General features: G+C 40.7%; 12 protein-coding genes. 1 reads left to right on the top strand and 11 read right to left on the bottom strand.

What is annotated here, in order from left to right:
• Positions 1-608: 608 nt before the first annotated feature.
• The 8 genes from VB740_RS25460 to ppsA all read right to left on the bottom strand — a co-directional run bounded on the left by VB740_RS25460 (position 609) and on the right by ppsA (position 10,641).
• Positions 609-1,772 (bottom strand): hybrid sensor histidine kinase/response regulator, encoded by a 1,164-nt coding sequence (locus VB740_RS25460; RefSeq protein WP_323202653.1) that lies wholly within the window; start codon positions 1,770-1,772, stop codon positions 609-611.
• A 168-nt stretch (positions 1,773-1,940) separates the two neighbouring features.
• Complete coding sequence (locus VB740_RS25455; protein ID WP_323202652.1) at positions 1,941-2,387, bottom strand: response regulator; 447 nt, start codon at positions 2,385-2,387, stop codon at positions 1,941-1,943.
• The gene (locus tag VB740_RS25450) at positions 2,332-4,638 is read right to left on the bottom strand and encodes an ATP-binding protein (RefSeq protein ID WP_323202651.1); all 2,307 of its coding nucleotides are present in this window, start codon (positions 4,636-4,638) and stop codon (positions 2,332-2,334) included. The genes VB740_RS25455 and VB740_RS25450 overlap by 56 nt, the downstream gene beginning before the upstream one ends.
• Positions 4,639-4,984: 346 nt before the next feature.
• Positions 4,985-6,532, bottom strand: coding sequence for a dolichyl-phosphate-mannose--protein mannosyltransferase (locus tag VB740_RS25445; protein WP_323202650.1), 1,548 nt, complete (start codon positions 6,530-6,532; stop codon positions 4,985-4,987).
• A 69-nt stretch (positions 6,533-6,601) separates the two neighbouring features.
• A complete protein-coding gene (locus VB740_RS25440) occupies positions 6,602-7,168 on the bottom strand; it encodes a GNAT family N-acetyltransferase (protein ID WP_323202649.1) in 567 nt (188 codons plus the stop codon).
• A gap of 171 nt (positions 7,169-7,339) precedes the next feature.
• Entirely contained in the window at positions 7,340-7,693 is a 354-nt protein-coding gene (locus tag VB740_RS25435; RefSeq protein ID WP_323202648.1) for a XisI protein, read from the bottom strand.
• Entirely contained in the window at positions 7,663-8,100 is a 438-nt protein-coding gene (locus tag VB740_RS25430) for an element excision factor XisH family protein (protein ID WP_323202647.1), read from the bottom strand. Before VB740_RS25430 ends, VB740_RS25435 begins: the two co-directional genes overlap by 31 nt.
• A gap of 12 nt (positions 8,101-8,112) precedes the next feature.
• Positions 8,113-10,641 (bottom strand): phosphoenolpyruvate synthase, encoded by a 2,529-nt coding sequence (gene ppsA, locus VB740_RS25425; RefSeq protein WP_323202646.1) that lies wholly within the window; start codon positions 10,639-10,641, stop codon positions 8,113-8,115.
• Positions 10,642-10,752: 111 nt separating this feature from the next.
• On the opposite strand from ppsA, the gene VB740_RS25420 reads away from it, so the two are divergent.
• Complete coding sequence (locus VB740_RS25420) at positions 10,753-11,160, top strand: hypothetical protein (RefSeq protein ID WP_323202645.1); 408 nt, start codon at positions 10,753-10,755, stop codon at positions 11,158-11,160.
• 159 nt (positions 11,161-11,319) lie between these two features.
• Here the strand turns inward: VB740_RS25420 and VB740_RS25415 are convergent, their stop codons facing one another.
• The 3 genes from VB740_RS25415 to VB740_RS25405 all read right to left on the bottom strand — a co-directional run bounded on the left by VB740_RS25415 (position 11,320) and on the right by VB740_RS25405 (position 15,335).
• The gene (locus VB740_RS25415; protein WP_323202644.1) at positions 11,320-12,057 is read right to left on the bottom strand and encodes a class I SAM-dependent methyltransferase; all 738 of its coding nucleotides are present in this window, start codon (positions 12,055-12,057) and stop codon (positions 11,320-11,322) included.
• A 244-nt stretch (positions 12,058-12,301) separates the two neighbouring features.
• Positions 12,302-13,042, bottom strand: a complete 741-nt coding sequence (locus VB740_RS25410) for a hypothetical protein (RefSeq protein WP_323202643.1) — start codon at positions 13,040-13,042, stop codon at positions 12,302-12,304.
• A 364-nt stretch (positions 13,043-13,406) separates the two neighbouring features.
• A complete protein-coding gene (locus VB740_RS25405) occupies positions 13,407-15,335 on the bottom strand; it encodes an alpha-amylase family glycosyl hydrolase (protein WP_323202642.1) in 1,929 nt (642 codons plus the stop codon).
• Positions 15,336-15,565 lie beyond the last annotated feature (230 nt).

Below are 15,565 nucleotides of genomic sequence, written 5' to 3'. Positions count from 1 at the left end.
TTAAAAGTGCAATTAGATATAGATTAGCTACAAATTAACTTTAGAAATTCCGAAGAATGATCGATTAATTTTCTTCAACCTGCATTTGTCACAAATCCTGGGATGGCTACGCCCACCGCAGGTATCGTATTCACCGCAAAACTTGCCCAGAGCAAATTTCGGTCTTTTTTGATGGGTAAGAGTTTTGATCCACTGTGAAACCCCTAAATCTAGGTTTTATAGGGCTTTGAGAATAGGAGCGAGAAACCCTGGTTAAAATGCTTGCTTAAAAAGTATGTTTTATATAGATTTAATATTTTATATGGGTCTTCCATTACTCTCATGAGAGAATAATAAGGTAAAGTATCGCAAACACTTTACTGGAGTAGATTTTAGGCAAGAAAAGCAGCCTAAACTAGAAAATTTATTGACGATTACTGTAAATGGTATAAAAAGGCAATTAGGAAGTGAAAAGGTTTGATCTCAGTTCTCTATGAAGTGCAACTTTATAAAGTAGAAATAATATAAATCTACCCACAGATAGAAGAGATCGCTTCTCTTAATGTGTATTGAAGATTGTTTTAACTTACGTCTTAAAGAAACTTGTTTTTCTGATCCCAAATAGCGAATTAAATTTTCATGAAAGGGAGGGTAACGGTAAATGTAGTACCGACTCCAACTTGACTATTGACTACAATCTCGCCTCCTTGTGCATCGACACATTTTTTAGCGATCGCTAGTCCCAAGCCGGTACCTGGAATGTTTCCCACATTGTCTGCACGTTGGAAAGGCTGAAACAATCGCTTTTGGTTTTCTTGAGGAATACCAATTCCCCAATCTTGGATTCGGAAAATTACCGCTTTTTCCTGACCAATTAGTTCAAAGCGTACTATACCACCTGGTAGTGAATACTTAATAGCATTGCTAAGTAAATTGCCCAAAATGTGCCGCAGCAAACTTTCATCCCAGAGTGCTTCGCTTAATTGCCCGAAACTAGCAAATACCAAAGTCAGTTGCTTATCATTTGCAAGCAATCGAACTTCTTCGACCATTTGGCGGCAAAAAGCTTCTAAATCTAAGCAGATGAGGTCATACCCTAGTCTACCAGAATCAGCTTTGCCGATGAATGTAACTTCATCCAATAGCTTTGCCATGTTTTTGATTGCCGAGCGAATCATTTGTAAATGATTCAGTTTTTTCTCTTTGGTCAATCTTTCATCTTGGTTTTGTAGTAATCCAGCAGCCAAGAGAATAGTATTTAGGGGATTGCGGATGTCATGGGAGAGCATTGAGACAAATTCGGATTTGAACTGGTTAAGTTCATTGGCTTTCACCAGTTCCGCAGTTCGTTCTTCAACCCGGCTTTGTAACGTTTCATTGACTGTGCGTAATGATTCTAAAACCTGCTTGCGCTCGATCGCATAACGCAAAGAGCGAACCAAAACATCTACATTTACCTGGCGCTTGACTAGATAATCTTGCGCCCCCTGCCGCACTGCCTCAATAGCCAGTTCTTCGTCATTAGTATTGGTTAGGACAACAATGGGTATGCTTGGCGCTTGACCAATCAGAGGAGGTAAAGATGATAATCCTTGGCTGTCAGGTAGAGTTAAATCTAATAAAATAACATCATAATTACACTTACTTAGTTCCTGAAGTGCTTCCCCCAATCGCGTCACATGAACCAGAGTAAACTCTTGGGACTGGGCTTGCGTTAGAAACTCTTGTAACAACCTAGCAGAAGCTAGATTATCCTCAATTAACAAGATTTTTACTGAGTAGCTCACAACCATAATCTTCGGGTTTCACCCCCTATTGCTCCTCTATCTTGTAATTTGTCATTAGTCATTGGTCATTAGTCATTGGTCATTTGTCATTTGTCATTAGTTATTCTCCCCCTGCCTCCCCTGCCTCCCCTGCCTCCTCTGCTCCCCCTGCCCCCTGCCCCTCTGCCCCCTGCCTCACTCTGATGGTAGCGTCACAGTAGAGAGCCAAAAATCTTCAATACTCTTGACGATTTGGAATAATTGGTTGAGGTTGCGAGATTTAGTGATGTAGCAATTCACATGTAAATCATAGCTGTGAAAAATGTCATCCTCATTTTTTGAGGTTGTTAGCACAACAACTGGAATACGCTTTAGTACTGGGTCGGCTTTAATTTCCGCCAGCACTTCTCGACCATCTTTCTTGGGCAAATTCAAATCCAATAGAATAAGGTCAGGGCGTGGTGCATCAGCATATTCACCTTCTTGGCGTAAATATGCCATAGCATCTATGCCATCCCTGACCGTTACCACTTGGTAAGGTACTGAACTATTTTTCAATGCTTCTTGGATTAAGCGAATGTCAGCTTTATTGTCCTCGACCAAAAAGATGGTTTTGTGTTTTTCTCCCGTTTCTACGCTCAATTTCGCGTCCTCCAACTGGAATCGTAAAGTAGAAGGTTGCGCCTTCACCCAGTTCTGACTCTACCCAGATTCGCCCCCGGTGACATTCGACAATCTTCTTACAGATGGCTAAACCCATACCTGTACCAGTATATTCATCCCGCGTGTGTAAGCGCTGAAAAATTACGAAAATGCGATCGCTAAATTTCGGATCAATGCCAATTCCATTATCCCGAACTGAGAACAGCCATGCATCTTCTATCCTTTCTGCTCCCACATGGATTTGTGGCGGCTGATCGCTATGGAACTTAATCGCGTTACCGATGAGGTTTTGGAATAGCTGCATCAGTTGGGTGTTGTCAGCCATCACAGTTGGTAAGGGGTCATGGGTGATAGTAGCTCCAGTTTCATTAATGCGTTGACGCAAATTGCCCAACCCCCGATTTAAGGCTTTCTCCACCTCGTTCATTTGAAATGCGATCGCTTGCATATCCACTTTCGAGTATGCCAACACGTCATCAATCAGCGTCTGCATCAGGCTAACTCCCTGCACAGCATAGCTGATAAACTCTTGAGCATCTTCGTCAAGTTCTTCGCTGTAGCGCATCTCCAACAGTTGCACGTAATTCACGACTTGATTGAGTGGTTCTTGCAAGTCATGGGAGGCAACGTAGGCAAACTTTTTCAGTTCGGCGTTAGAACGTTCTAAATCTTGCGCTAACTGGGCTAGTTCATCGGCTTGACGCAACACAATATTAACAATTGCTTTCCGCAGTTCCAACGCTGCTTTTACTTCTACATCTTTCCAAGGTAAAGATGTTAAGCGAACCGTTTCTTTCCACAGTTCAAATGATTTGCGTGGACATAAACGGACATTTCCTTCTGACTGGCTAACTTCAAACGCCTTATTAGGATCGCCACCCCAATTTACAGTTTGAATTACTTCTGGTCGGAACCACAAAACATAATTCCGCTTGGCGATGGGAATAGCTAATAAACCACTGGCGACATTTTTAAAACTTTCGGCATCTGGATAAATCTGTGGCAAAGAATCTGTAGAGAAGACTTCTTCTTCAACATTATTTTTCAGCCATTGGACTAAAAAATTCAGGTCTTCTTCTCTAGGGGTTTCACCAACTACTGTGCAATTTCCGCCAAAACACACAGCTGCACCTTGAGCGCTGGCCAAGTCTAAAAGATGCTGTGGGTTTTTAACTAAACCATCAATAAAGTTTTCTTCTTGAGACATGTATTCAATCAAGATTGATTGAAGGTGTGTCAGATTTATTTTGTGATAGTAGTCTTCTGTCTCTTCTCTAGCTGAGATTTCGGCAAATATTACTCGTCCTAAAAATTCGCAAGCTTTCCGCAATTCGTAGGAAACAAGTTTAGGGGACTGATGATGACAAGCAATTAGTCCCCAAAGTTTTTGGTCTTTAATTAAAGAGATAGTCAACGAAGCACCAACACCCATATTATGCAAGTACTCTGTATGACAAGAAGCAGCACTTCTGAGAATAGAGTTGGTTAAATTAATTGGGCGATCGCTAATTGGATTATTGACAGGAAAAAGTTTTACTGGCTGAGAATAAGCATCTGGAATGATTCTGATCGAATTGGCAGCAAATAATTTTCTCGCTGGTTTGGGAATATCTGATTCTGGGTAATGCAGCCCTAAGTATGGTTCTAGGCTTTCTAGTTTTTCTTCGGCGACAACGGAACCATGCCCATCATCATCGAATTTATATAACATTACTCTGTCAAATTCCGTTATTTTCCGAACTTCTTGAACGATAACTTGACAAAAATCACGAAGGTTTGCTGTTTTTTCTAATTGATTAATAGATGCTCTAGCTAGATGATAAAAGCTTAAAAATGGAATATTTTCTTGAGTAAGAGCAGGTTCTAATTCCAGAATTAAAAATCCTTCTGTATTGCGGTGAAATATTGCATCAAATACTATGTAATCATCACCTTTTTTTCGCACCCAAACTTTGGTGGGATTGATGAAATCAAGATTTTCGCCAGATAGTCCTGTTTTAATTCTCTCTATTTGGAATGGGTCTAGTAAATCTTCTAGATTTTTGTGTAACATATTTTCGGGAGCAATTCCGAAAATCTTTAATGTATTAGTGCTAACTTGTAATATTTTTAGCTCAGGCTCCTCCAAGACTAACAGGACACCATGAGGCTGAATTTGGTTAGAAATATGAATAGGTGCCTCTTTCAAGCTAATTAAATTAATACCTGGGAATTGTAAATTCATTTCCATGACGATCCTCCTGTGTTAGTCGGGAGCATCAAAACTAGAGTATCTGTAATAACGCAGAATGATGAATGTAAAAAATTTTATAATTTTCCATTCATCATTTTTACTTAGTATCTAATTTTCCATGCCCTGGTGTTGCGTTTTGCAGCCTTGTCTCATCTGCTTACACTTTGAAAAGTCTAACAGTCGTTAAAGTTACATAGCTATAAGAAATGTGAAAACCATGTGATTAAACAATCCTGTATATGTGTAGCTATGTTAAGTTTAGAAATAAGTAGGAGTTTGGAGTTTGCAGTTATTATTCATCCAATGCCCAATGCCCAATGCCCAATGCCCAATGCCCCTTTAATCAAATCCAAGAGTTGAACCACATTCGCAGCTTGTAACCGTTAGGGGAAAGGGGCAAACCCAAATAAACGGGCATCCAGTAAATAAAAGCAACCAAAATGATAAAAGTAATGCTGACACCTAGCGCCCGGAGTTGTTGATAATAACTGCGAAGGCACTGATCAACAAACCAAGCGATCGCTAAAAACACGAACACCACTGCACACATATAGTGGTAGATAAAAACGCACCTTGTCACCTTTACCCAAGGTAATAAGTTAGCAGCATAATTTATAACTAAATATAAGGCAATCCAAGTATCAACACTCAGAGTTGCAGGCACTGAAAAACGCTTTTCCTTCAGCCAAAGAATTACGGGTTGTGATACTAGCATCCCTACTAAAAACAATATGGCGGCGACACCAAACCACCACAAAAATGGATTGCCCATTGCATGGACATCATAAATAACTTGTCCAGCACTCGCAGGCAAAGGCGGGCCCATCACAGGTAACGGTTCGGTGATACTTGCAGCCGTTTGATAATAATATGCCATTGGCCGAATCATCAACGGCCATTTGTACCAGGCAGCACAGTAAGGATGCACGTTGGGATTATTGCCACCTAGCTGTAAGTGAAACTTTAAAATTTGCTGATGTACTGCAATAAATCCATAAGTTTTATCCAGTTGAAGGTGAGGAATCCAGATGATGCTGTAAATCAAAGCTGGGATAATTCCTAGATAAAACAGCATGTGAAAAATATTTAGCTGAGTTAGGTTTTGTAGTGGTGACTGAGATGAGGGGGATGAGGGAGAATAAGTACTAACCCCTGCCTCCCCTGCTTCCCCTACTCCCCCTGCTCCTCTACTCTCCCTGCCTCCTGCCTCTTTCAATGAAGAAGATGTAAAAAAGAGTTTGGAGTTAAGAAAAGAATGTATTAAATGAATTAACCAAGCTGCTATCCAAATGAGATAAGCACCTGAGAGGAACCATAAACCGTTCCATTTAGTACCGACTGACGAACCAAAAGCAATGCCAGCAAAAACTAACCAAAAAGAACGTCGTCGGTTTTGGTTATCTAATGCCAATAACAAAAACCAGTGTCCTAATAAACCAAAGATGACGATATAAATATTACTTAAAGCATAGCGAGACTCAACTAGAAAGATGCCATCACAAGCTGTGAACAAACCTGCAATTATTGCAAAGCTACGGCGATAACTCAATTGATAAGCGATCGCAGCCACAACTAAAGGAATAAATGAGCCAGTAAGAGCATTGAACCACCGATAAGTCCAAGGCGATCGCAATGAACCCGTCAGCCCATTTACCGTATCGTGCCCAAGAGGAATGTGACTACCAATCCAAATGCCGATGCCGATCATATATTGACTCAGCGGTGGATGAGCATTAAAAAATGGCGTGTGCGTGAGATAATTATTACCGAATTTGGCAAAGTAAACTTCATCAAATACCAGAGTGTTGAATCGCTCCAGTCCCCAAAACCTTAAGGCGAGTGACAGAATAAATACACTCACTATCCCAATTCGGAACCACTTTTTAGTCATTAGTCATTAGTCATTAGTCATTAGTCATTTGTCATTGGGCATTGGTTAATAATTAATATCTCCTATTGCCTATTGCCTATTGCCTATTCCCCTCCACTCTTCAGGTGCATCTAGTTGAAACAGGAGTAGTTCAATGCCGTAATACTTGTTTGTCCACCCTATTGGCTTCATACCCAATCGTTCTGTTACACGGATTGAAGCATGATTTTCTGGCTTCACTACGGCATAAATCAGTGGCAAGTTCAGGACACTAAATCCGTAGTTGAGCATAACTTGTCCTGCTTCTGTTGCATACCCTTTACCCCAAGAAGCTCGCCTCAAGTGCCAGCCTACCTCATAATCTTGAGTGGGTAAACCATCTTTGTCGGGCAATTGTTTGAGAATGATAGTTCCTACAATTGTTGTAGTTTGCTTTTCGACAATTGCCCAATATCCAGTACCATTGTTGCGTCGCTGCGAACGCTCGATATTGTCAATCAAACGCTGACGCTGTGACTCAACACTTGTTACCAGAGGAGCTTTACCAAGAAAGTGCGTAACTTCGGGGTCACTGTAAATTACAAAGGCTTGCTCGGCATCGCGTTCGGGTATCCAACTGCGAATAATCAAGCGTTCGGTTTCCCAAAGATTTGTCATCTTGCTTTTGACTAAGCTAAATCGCCATTCTGCAAAATAGTAAGATACTTATGGTTAAGCAGTCAAAAGTTTTGTAAACAATTACACAAACAAAATATGGCGATCGCTATGCTATGGGCAATTATCCAGAAGTTTAATTACCCTTGATTATGCGATGCCTGCGGCGGTAAACTACGCAAATTCTGAATTTTTCCGCAGTTCTTCAGACCGAAATCCCAATACAATCCGATCCTTCGGCACACCAGCCCTAACCAGTTCCGTTGCTAACCCCTCTTCAGTGCCATCACGTTGAATCCAAATTTTGCCATCAATAATATCAATGTGAATTAGACAGCCGTGAACGCGACGCGTTGCAGTTGGAGAAAGTTCTGGTACTGGCTCTCGACCAAGAATCATTACCAAATATCGATCCTGTTCTCGATCAAAGATAGTTTCATGCTGAATATTGCCATAAGAGTAAGGAATCTTTGTGTGTTCAGTAAGAATGCTGCAAATTAGCTGCCTGTATTGCTCCAGATTACCCATCGGACTATAACCTCCCGCTTTGGATTAAAAACGATCAGAGGAATTTTGTAATCTTCCAATATAAGTTTACCAAGCGGCTCTTCCTCAAAAATGTCAGTAAAAATATCCTCATGAACAGCGATGTATAAAACCCTATCTGGATAATTGCGGGACATTACAGCAAGGTAGGTAAAGTATTGACCAATCGCCTGTTCTAGGTCTGCTACTTCTGAGTCGCCACTGAAGGTTTTGATTTCTACAGCAATCTTCTGTGTTCCTTTTTCTGCGATGAGCAACTTTTCGGCTGCTAAATCCACGTAAAGATCCTTTTTTCCCCACTTTAGATGAAAGGGATCATCTGTAACAGTCCAGCCATCTTTAATTAGGGCATTCTTTAAGTTTTCGTGGTAACGGTCTCTAACTGGCATAAATTACTCGAATTACGAACTTGTACTGAGCGTCTTGCCTTGAGCGAAGTCGAAAGGAGCCGAAGTATTAGTACCTTCGACTTTTGCCACTTCCAGCATTGTCTTTAAAACCGAATCTGGATTCAGACTGATTGAATCAATTCCTTGTTCAACCAAAAACTGAGCAAATTCTGGATAGTCACTGGGTGCTTGTCCACAAATGCCGATTTTGCGATCGCATTTTTTCGCCGTTTCGATGACCATTTTTACCATTCGTTTCACAGCCGGACTGCGTTCATCAAACAATCTCGCTACCAACGCTGAATCCCTATCTATCCCCAATGTCAGTTGAGTTAAATCATTAGAACCAATCGAGAAGCCATCAAATACCTCAGCAAATTCCTCAGCCAGAATAACATTACTGGGCAACTCGCACATCACATAAACTTGCAAGTTGTTAACACCCTGCTTTAAACCATTTTTTGCCATCTCTGCCAAAACTAAACGCCCTTCATCAGGAGTGCGACAAAAGGGAATCATCGGGATCACATTTGTCAAACCCATTTCTTCCCTTACCCGCTTGATGGCATGACATTCTAGGGCAAAAGCTTCTCTGTAGCCTTCATCGTAGTAACGTGCTGCTCCCCGCCAACCTAACATTGGGTTTTCTTCATTGGGTTCAAACTGTCGCCCGCCTAACAAATTGGCATATTCATTACTTTTGAAATCTGAGGTTCGGACAATTACTGGTTTGGGATAAAATGCCGCTGCAATTCTACCTATGCCTTGGGCTAGTCTATCTACAAAATATTGGGGTTTATCGTCGTAAAGTGCGGTAATATCAGCAATTTTAGCTTTGGCAAATTCATCTTTTAACAAGTCATAGTGAATCAATGCCATTGGATGAATTTGAATTTGGTTAGCAATGATAAATTCTGTCCGCGCTAAACCTACGCCATCGTTGGGAATTGCCGATAAACTCAATGCTTCTTGGGGATTACCCACATTCATTAAAATTTGAGTGCGGGTGCGGGGTAAGTTTTCTAAAGGAACTTCTTTCACTTCAAAAGGTAATAAACCTGCATAAACTTTTCCCTCTTCCCCTTCAGCGCAAGAAATTGTTACCTCTTGGCCAGGTTTCAAGATTTCCGTCGCATTGCCGCATCCCACGATCGCAGGTACACCCAATTCTCGCGCAATGATTGCTGCATGGCATGTCCTACCACCAGAATTGGTGACAATTGCACTGGCGCGTTTCATAATTGGTTCCCAATCGGGGTCAGTTCTCTCTGTTACTAAAACTTCCCCAGGTTGAAACTGTTCGAGTTTTTGAACATCTAAAATTAGGCGGGCTTTCCCTTGACTAATAGCTTCCCCAATCGCGCGTCCTGTAACAAGGGGCAGTGGAGAGTGGGAAGATTTTTCCCCATTCCCCATTCCCCATTCCCTATTCCCCAATACCAACCGATAACTCCGCAACACATTTCCCGTTTTCTGCGACTGCACGGTTTCGGGACGCGCTTGGACAATAAAAAGTTGATTAGTAATTCCATCTTTTGCCCACTCGATATCCATTGGAGTGGAAATACCGTGGACTTGGGAATAATGGTCTTCAATTAAACATGCCCAATTTGCTAGTTGTAAAATCTCTTCATCACTGAGGGCAAATTTACCTCTTTCTCTGGGCGGAACAGAGACATTTTTCGTAAATTTGGAGCCGTCATCATAAATCATTTTTAGTTCTTTACTACCCAATTTTTTATCGATAATTGGGCGGAAACCAGCTTTTAAAGTTGGTTTGAAAACATAGTATTCATCGGGATTGACAGACCCCTGGACAACGTTTTCACCTAAACCGTAGGCGGCTGTAATCAAGGCAGCATCTTTAAATCCGGTTTCTGTATCAATGGAGAACATTACCCCAGAGGTTGCTAAATCAGAACGCACCATTTTTTGCACACCCACAGCTAGAGCAATGCTAAAGTGGTCAAATCCTTTGGTATGACGATAAGAAATAGCGCGATCAGTAAATATGGAAGCAAAGCACTTATGACAAGCTGCTAAAACTCCTTCAGCGCCGACAACGTTGAGGTAAGTTTCCTGCTGTCCAGCAAAACTAGCATCTGGAAGGTCTTCGGCGGTGGCGCTAGAACGAACTGCAACATCTGTCTCTGCGTTGTATTGTTGACAAAGACTTTGGTAAGCTGTAGCGATCGCCTCCCGCAATTCTAAAGGAAATGGGGTGTGGATTAATAGCGATCGCGCTTTTTTTCCTCGTTCTCGTAAATTTTTGACATCCTCAACATCCAGGTCAGCAAAGAGTTTGCGTAGTTTTGCTTCTAAACCTGCTGATTTGATGAAATACCGATAAGCGTAAGCAGTGGTGGCGAATCCTGTAGGAACGTTAATACCTTTGGGCGTTAGCTGTTGAATCATCTCGCCCAGTGACGCATTTTTACCACCAACTATAGGGATATCAGCAATACCAACTTCATCAAACCACAAGATGAGCGATCGCTCTTGGGAAGATTGAGATAAAGTGCTTTTAGATAATGTAGCCATAAATATTACCTTTTAAGTTTATACTGAGTTTGTAGGTGCGTCACCGCTAGTACCACAAAACGAAAGTCAAAAGTATTATGAAATATACTTTTTAGGGATTTTAAATGCACAATGGCGCAACTAGAACGACTGTTGAAAATGGCAGAAGATGAGCTAACTGAATACAGCACTGATGCCCGCAAAATTGAAAAACTACGGCGGAAAATAGGTTTATCAGTATCAGCAGCCGAACAGCGGCAAGTCAAAGAGGCATTACTCGCCACTAAGCAATCTTCTAATATGATTGCTCAAATTGTAGAAGAACAAAGACAAGCAGCAGCCTTACCATTTTGGGGAATTGCTGGATTAGGTTTGTTATTCGGAATTTCTTTAAATCAACCCATAGGTTTGTTAGCAGCTATAGTTGGAACTGTATTAGCTTTTAGAATTCAGAAATGGGGTTGGCAATTGCAGGCAAGTCGTCTATTGTTACAAACATTGGAAGATATTGAAGCGCGTATTGCCCAACCGAATAAGTAACAAAACAGATCCACTTTATAGAGATATTTTCTCTATGTATTTGTATTTTAATATACAAAGCAATCGACTAGTCACTTGATTCACACCTCATAAGTACTTAACAATTCCTTTGGGATCACCATAGCAAAAAAAATTCGAGATTGGATTTGATTCAAGTATTTATTCACATAATTTACGGGCAATGAATGCTACATGACCTTTTGGCAGAAGGTATTGCCCGTAACTACAAGCCGTTTCAACTCCAAAGCCTACGCGCTGGAGTTCATTTTCAACAGTTGTCACTTGGTATAATCGCAGACGGTGTACTTCGTCAGATCGTCTATAGTGTTCCCCTACCTTGCGGAAGCTGGTAATTCGACGAGTCAGAGTTATTTGCTCTCCATCCTCTTCCTTTTCAACTAATACTACCCAGCCTTCTCCTTCGGTGAATCCCTTAGTTGTGGTTCCCTGCACGACTTGTCCTGTTGTTGCAATGTCGAAGATGAATACACCCCCAGGAGTTAAGGTATTATATATGCGCTGGAAAAGTTGAACAAGAGTTTGGCGATCGTTGTTTAGATCAAACAAGTAGCTGAAGCATTCACCAATTGATGTGACAGCATTGCACGGTGGAATAGCTGTGTTAAATAATGAATCGATCCGAAATTCGGCATTTGGCACTCTTGTTCGTGCAATATTAATCATCGACTCAGAAATGTCAACTCCGAGAACATAATAATGAGCTTTGGTGAGTTCTTGTGCCCATAATCCGCTACCGCAACCCAAGTCAACCACTAGTCCATCATGTATTTTGTTTTGAGCCAAAATTTCTAGGATACCGGGAGCAGATTTGAGAGCGAAGTCACGGAAACCGTCGTCATGAATAAATGCAAGGTCTTCTTTGTACCATTCATTCATATTGCTTAGAGGCTATTTATAAATTTTTTGGGGCTAAATTTTTATTATGATTTTTTAGCTATGACACTATAGGACTCATATTTGATTTTTGAAAAAATTTAGTGTAACTCAAAGAGGCTTCTTGCCTATTGCCTATTGCCTATTGCCTTCCTACGCAAATAATTTCAGAAATCCAATCGGATCGCTATATTTTAGCCTTGCCATACCACTAGGGTAATTTTATTTTTACTTTATAAATAACCTCTTATTGCCTCCTCACAGAAAGTGTGTAACTAGGTAGATGTGAGGCATCTGTTTGAGTTTTTACAAGTCGCCAGTCATTATCTATATATAAATGCTCAAACACTTGAGAAGTTGCCAAGGATGCTTTTTTTAAATCATTTGTATGATTTATCTCTATATTTTCTAATTCGAGAGTTTTAGGTAAAGCCAATTTTAACGAATTCAGTTTGACTTTCGTGTTAACTATATTAGTAAACCAGTTGTAGACTGACTCTAAAGTTAGAGGATCTTCTCTATTTTTAAAAGCCTGAAATCTATCAATATTTTGAAGATCCCATTTTCCATTTTGAACTCCATATTTTTGGAGTATCATGAAATCATAAGCTGGTAATTGTGATTGAAAATTATCGGATAAAGATGACTCTTTTCCCAGTATATAGCGAGCTATACTCGCACAGTAACCATCATGCTGGAAAATTTGGAATGACTGCTCTTGTATTCTTTGCGGCAAACTTTCATGAAACGATATGGTAGACCAGATTGGTGTCCAAACACCCACTAAAAGCCGTAGTTGTTCCGTAACACTGAAAACAGGATTGTGTTGACTCAACTTGATAAAATAGGGAAGTAATTCAGTTTTATAAAAATTTATTTCGTCATTTAAAGGTTTTTGACTTCGGCTTTGAACTCGTGCCAAAATTTCATTTTTAAATTTTACTTTTTTTGGGGCGCTTAATTGATTTTTGAGTAAGAGGTCATACATTACCATTTACCTTTTTCTAACTTTTTTAGATGACCTGGTAAGTATTAAAAACTGGTGAGCTTAGTGTTCATAAAGGTATCATTCATTGTTTTATCCTGTAAAAGTTAGAGTCCTTTCGCTCATACTTTTGACAGTTTGAAGGTGTTTATCTGCTTGATATTATCCGTTGTTGCTCACAAACTGATGTGATCCAGATCACTATAAACTAAAATATATTGAAGAAGCATTTAAAAATTAGAGTATTGCATTCATAAAGGTGTAGCGGCTGACCACAGAGTATAAGAAGCGCCATCAAATTCACAAACAATGAAATGCGAAGGATGAAAATTTTGCTCCTTCACACTTCATTGTTTATCTGAATTTTTTACGATTCTCTTCCCGATGCCCAGGTATCACGCCATTTTACAGTGCCTTCTTTGGCAATCACCCAACGGCGATTTACGAGATTTTCCCGCAGAGGCGATCGCCCTTCCCGCCATATGGCATATTTATAAGCAATTAGCTTACCAGCACTCTCATCAAAGGGAATCTCGGCAGACCAGGTATTTTGGTTGATGTACTCTAAAGGATATGCTTTACTAATATCCCAGTTACCCAACTCTGGGCAATCTCCTGTCACCACAATGATTTCACCGGGTTTGGTATCCACGCCATTAAGTTGGACGCGCACAATTGTCTGTGCTTTGATGCGTTCGCCAACGTGGCTGAAAACAAGCACTCCCCGTTCTTCTAGTACTAAGTCATAAATCTTGCCGTCTTTGACTTCATACTTGTTGCGAGTCACTACGCAAGTATGTTCTCCATCAGGCAATTCTGTTTCTACTTCTGGTAAAGTAACTTCTCCTCCCCGGTTTAAAGCTACAAAACACACAGAGTCACGATAGCGGCGTACATAACAGTAAATGTCTGGGGTTAAGTATTTTTGCCAGTGGCTACCCATTGATACGGCTGGATTCAGTCGCCGTAAGCCAGACAACAGCCTGATGCAACGATAAATTTCACTCTCAGTATCCCAATTTTCCATCATCGGGCGATTATATGGGTCATTACCGCCATCAGTATCGTCATGCAGATATTGTTCTGTACCGTAATAGATGCAGGGAATACCGCGACAGGTCATAATTAAGGCGATCGCAACCTTCAACATCGCTGGATCGGGATTCAGCGATTGGAAACGGGACATATCATGATTATCGATGAAGGTAACTAGCTCTGTTGCCCCGTTGTAGCGATAATCTTGGTCAAAAATGTATTGAATTGTTTGGAATCCCATTTCTGAACCTTGCGCTAGTGCGGCTCGAATTGCCACACACAACCCAAAGTCTAGCAGTGTCATGCCTGAGTGGTTAACAAACTCCACCGAGCGATCGTCACTAGGATTACTGTAGATCCATTCACCAAAAATAAATACATCTGGTTTGTGATTGGTCATATCGCCAGTGAATTCTTGCCAAAACCAGATAGGCATATGCTTGACAGTATCCACCCGCAGTGCATCCACACCCCGGTCTAGCCATTGTTTAATTGCTGACTTAATATACTGGCGATATTCAGTATTGTTTTCATTAAAGGTTGCTAGACCAGATAGTTCACAGTTTTGCACTTGCCAGTCGTCTTCCCAGTTTTGCACTTCGCCATAGTGGTGATACCAATGATTGACATCATCATTGAAGTCAGCAATTTTGACACCATCATCATACAATTCACCTTTACTACCACTGGTATCAGGGCTGCTGTGGTTGCAGACAATATCTAGCACCAGCTTCATATTCCGCTTGTGCAGTTCTGTAATTAACCGATCAAAGGTCGTATTTTTTTCTTCTTGGGTAGCATTTAAAGAAGGATTCTCTCCATCAGCAATATAGCGAGGATTGAGCCGCTTAAAGTCTTTTGTCCAATACCCATGTAGTGCTGCATTGCCAACAAATAACTCTTCAACCTGCTCAAACAGTGGAGTTAACCAAAGGGCGGTAACTCCCATATTTTTCAGATAATCTAATTTATTGATGACACCTTGCAAATCACCACCCCAGTACTTACCCCAATCTTGTCTAGTTGGATCGTACAGTTCTGAATTTGCACCTTCGCTGTTATCTGGATCGCCATCATAAAAGCGATCAACCACAAGAAAGTAAATCGTTTCCTGACGAAATTCAATATCTCTGGTGTAAAGAAACTCTAGGTCAATTTCAGTATCTGATGGTGGTGTTTCTATAAGAGCTTCTACTTTTTCTTGTGCAGAATCAACTTTGTATTGATCTGGTGAAAACTGGGATGGAGGGGTTTTTACCATAAAAAAACTCAAAATTTCATGTATGTATGTAATTCACACTTGTAGAACCAACAGTACAACGTTTTGATTATTGGGTGCTACTACAAACATCGATATTGTGACATCCTACCCACGGTGTAGGTATCTATCGCTAGCTAGTTTATATTTCTATCGGTAGACATAATTCATCTGCTAGAGGACTAGTATTTGATTTATGAAAAAATCTAAGTATATGTAGGGGAGCCAGCCGC

This window comes from Nostoc sp. UHCC 0251 (assembly GCF_034932245.1).
Lineage (GTDB): Bacteria > Cyanobacteriota > Cyanobacteriia > Cyanobacteriales > Nostocaceae > Nostoc.
This window is presented reverse-complemented; position numbering and strand designations above follow the sequence as displayed.

What these genes read in the sequence shown, in the direction of transcription:
- VB740_RS25460 (WP_323202653.1), bottom strand. Translation starts at nt 1,772, where the DNA reads ATGGTTGTGAGCTACTCAGTAAAAATCTTGTTAATTGAGGATAATCTA.
- VB740_RS25450 (WP_323202651.1), bottom strand. Translation starts at nt 4,638, where the DNA reads ATGGAAATGAATTTACAATTCCCAGGTATTAATTTAATTAGCTTGAAA.
- VB740_RS25445 (WP_323202650.1), bottom strand. Translation starts at nt 6,532, where the DNA reads ATGACTAAAAAGTGGTTCCGAATTGGGATAGTGAGTGTATTTATTCTG.
- VB740_RS25440 (WP_323202649.1), bottom strand. Translation starts at nt 7,168, where the DNA reads ATGACAAATCTTTGGGAAACCGAACGCTTGATTATTCGCAGTTGGATA.
- VB740_RS25435 (WP_323202648.1), bottom strand. Translation starts at nt 7,693, where the DNA reads ATGGGTAATCTGGAGCAATACAGGCAGCTAATTTGCAGCATTCTTACT.
- VB740_RS25430 (WP_323202647.1), bottom strand. Translation starts at nt 8,100, where the DNA reads ATGCCAGTTAGAGACCGTTACCACGAAAACTTAAAGAATGCCCTAATT.
- ppsA (WP_323202646.1), bottom strand. Translation starts at nt 10,641, where the DNA reads ATGGCTACATTATCTAAAAGCACTTTATCTCAATCTTCCCAAGAGCGA.
- VB740_RS25420 (WP_323202645.1), top strand. Translation starts at nt 10,753, where the DNA reads ATGGCGCAACTAGAACGACTGTTGAAAATGGCAGAAGATGAGCTAACT.
- VB740_RS25415 (WP_323202644.1), bottom strand. Translation starts at nt 12,057, where the DNA reads ATGAATGAATGGTACAAAGAAGACCTTGCATTTATTCATGACGACGGT.
- VB740_RS25410 (WP_323202643.1), bottom strand. Translation starts at nt 13,042, where the DNA reads ATGTATGACCTCTTACTCAAAAATCAATTAAGCGCCCCAAAAAAAGTA.
- VB740_RS25405 (WP_323202642.1), bottom strand. Translation starts at nt 15,335, where the DNA reads ATGGTAAAAACCCCTCCATCCCAGTTTTCACCAGATCAATACAAAGTT.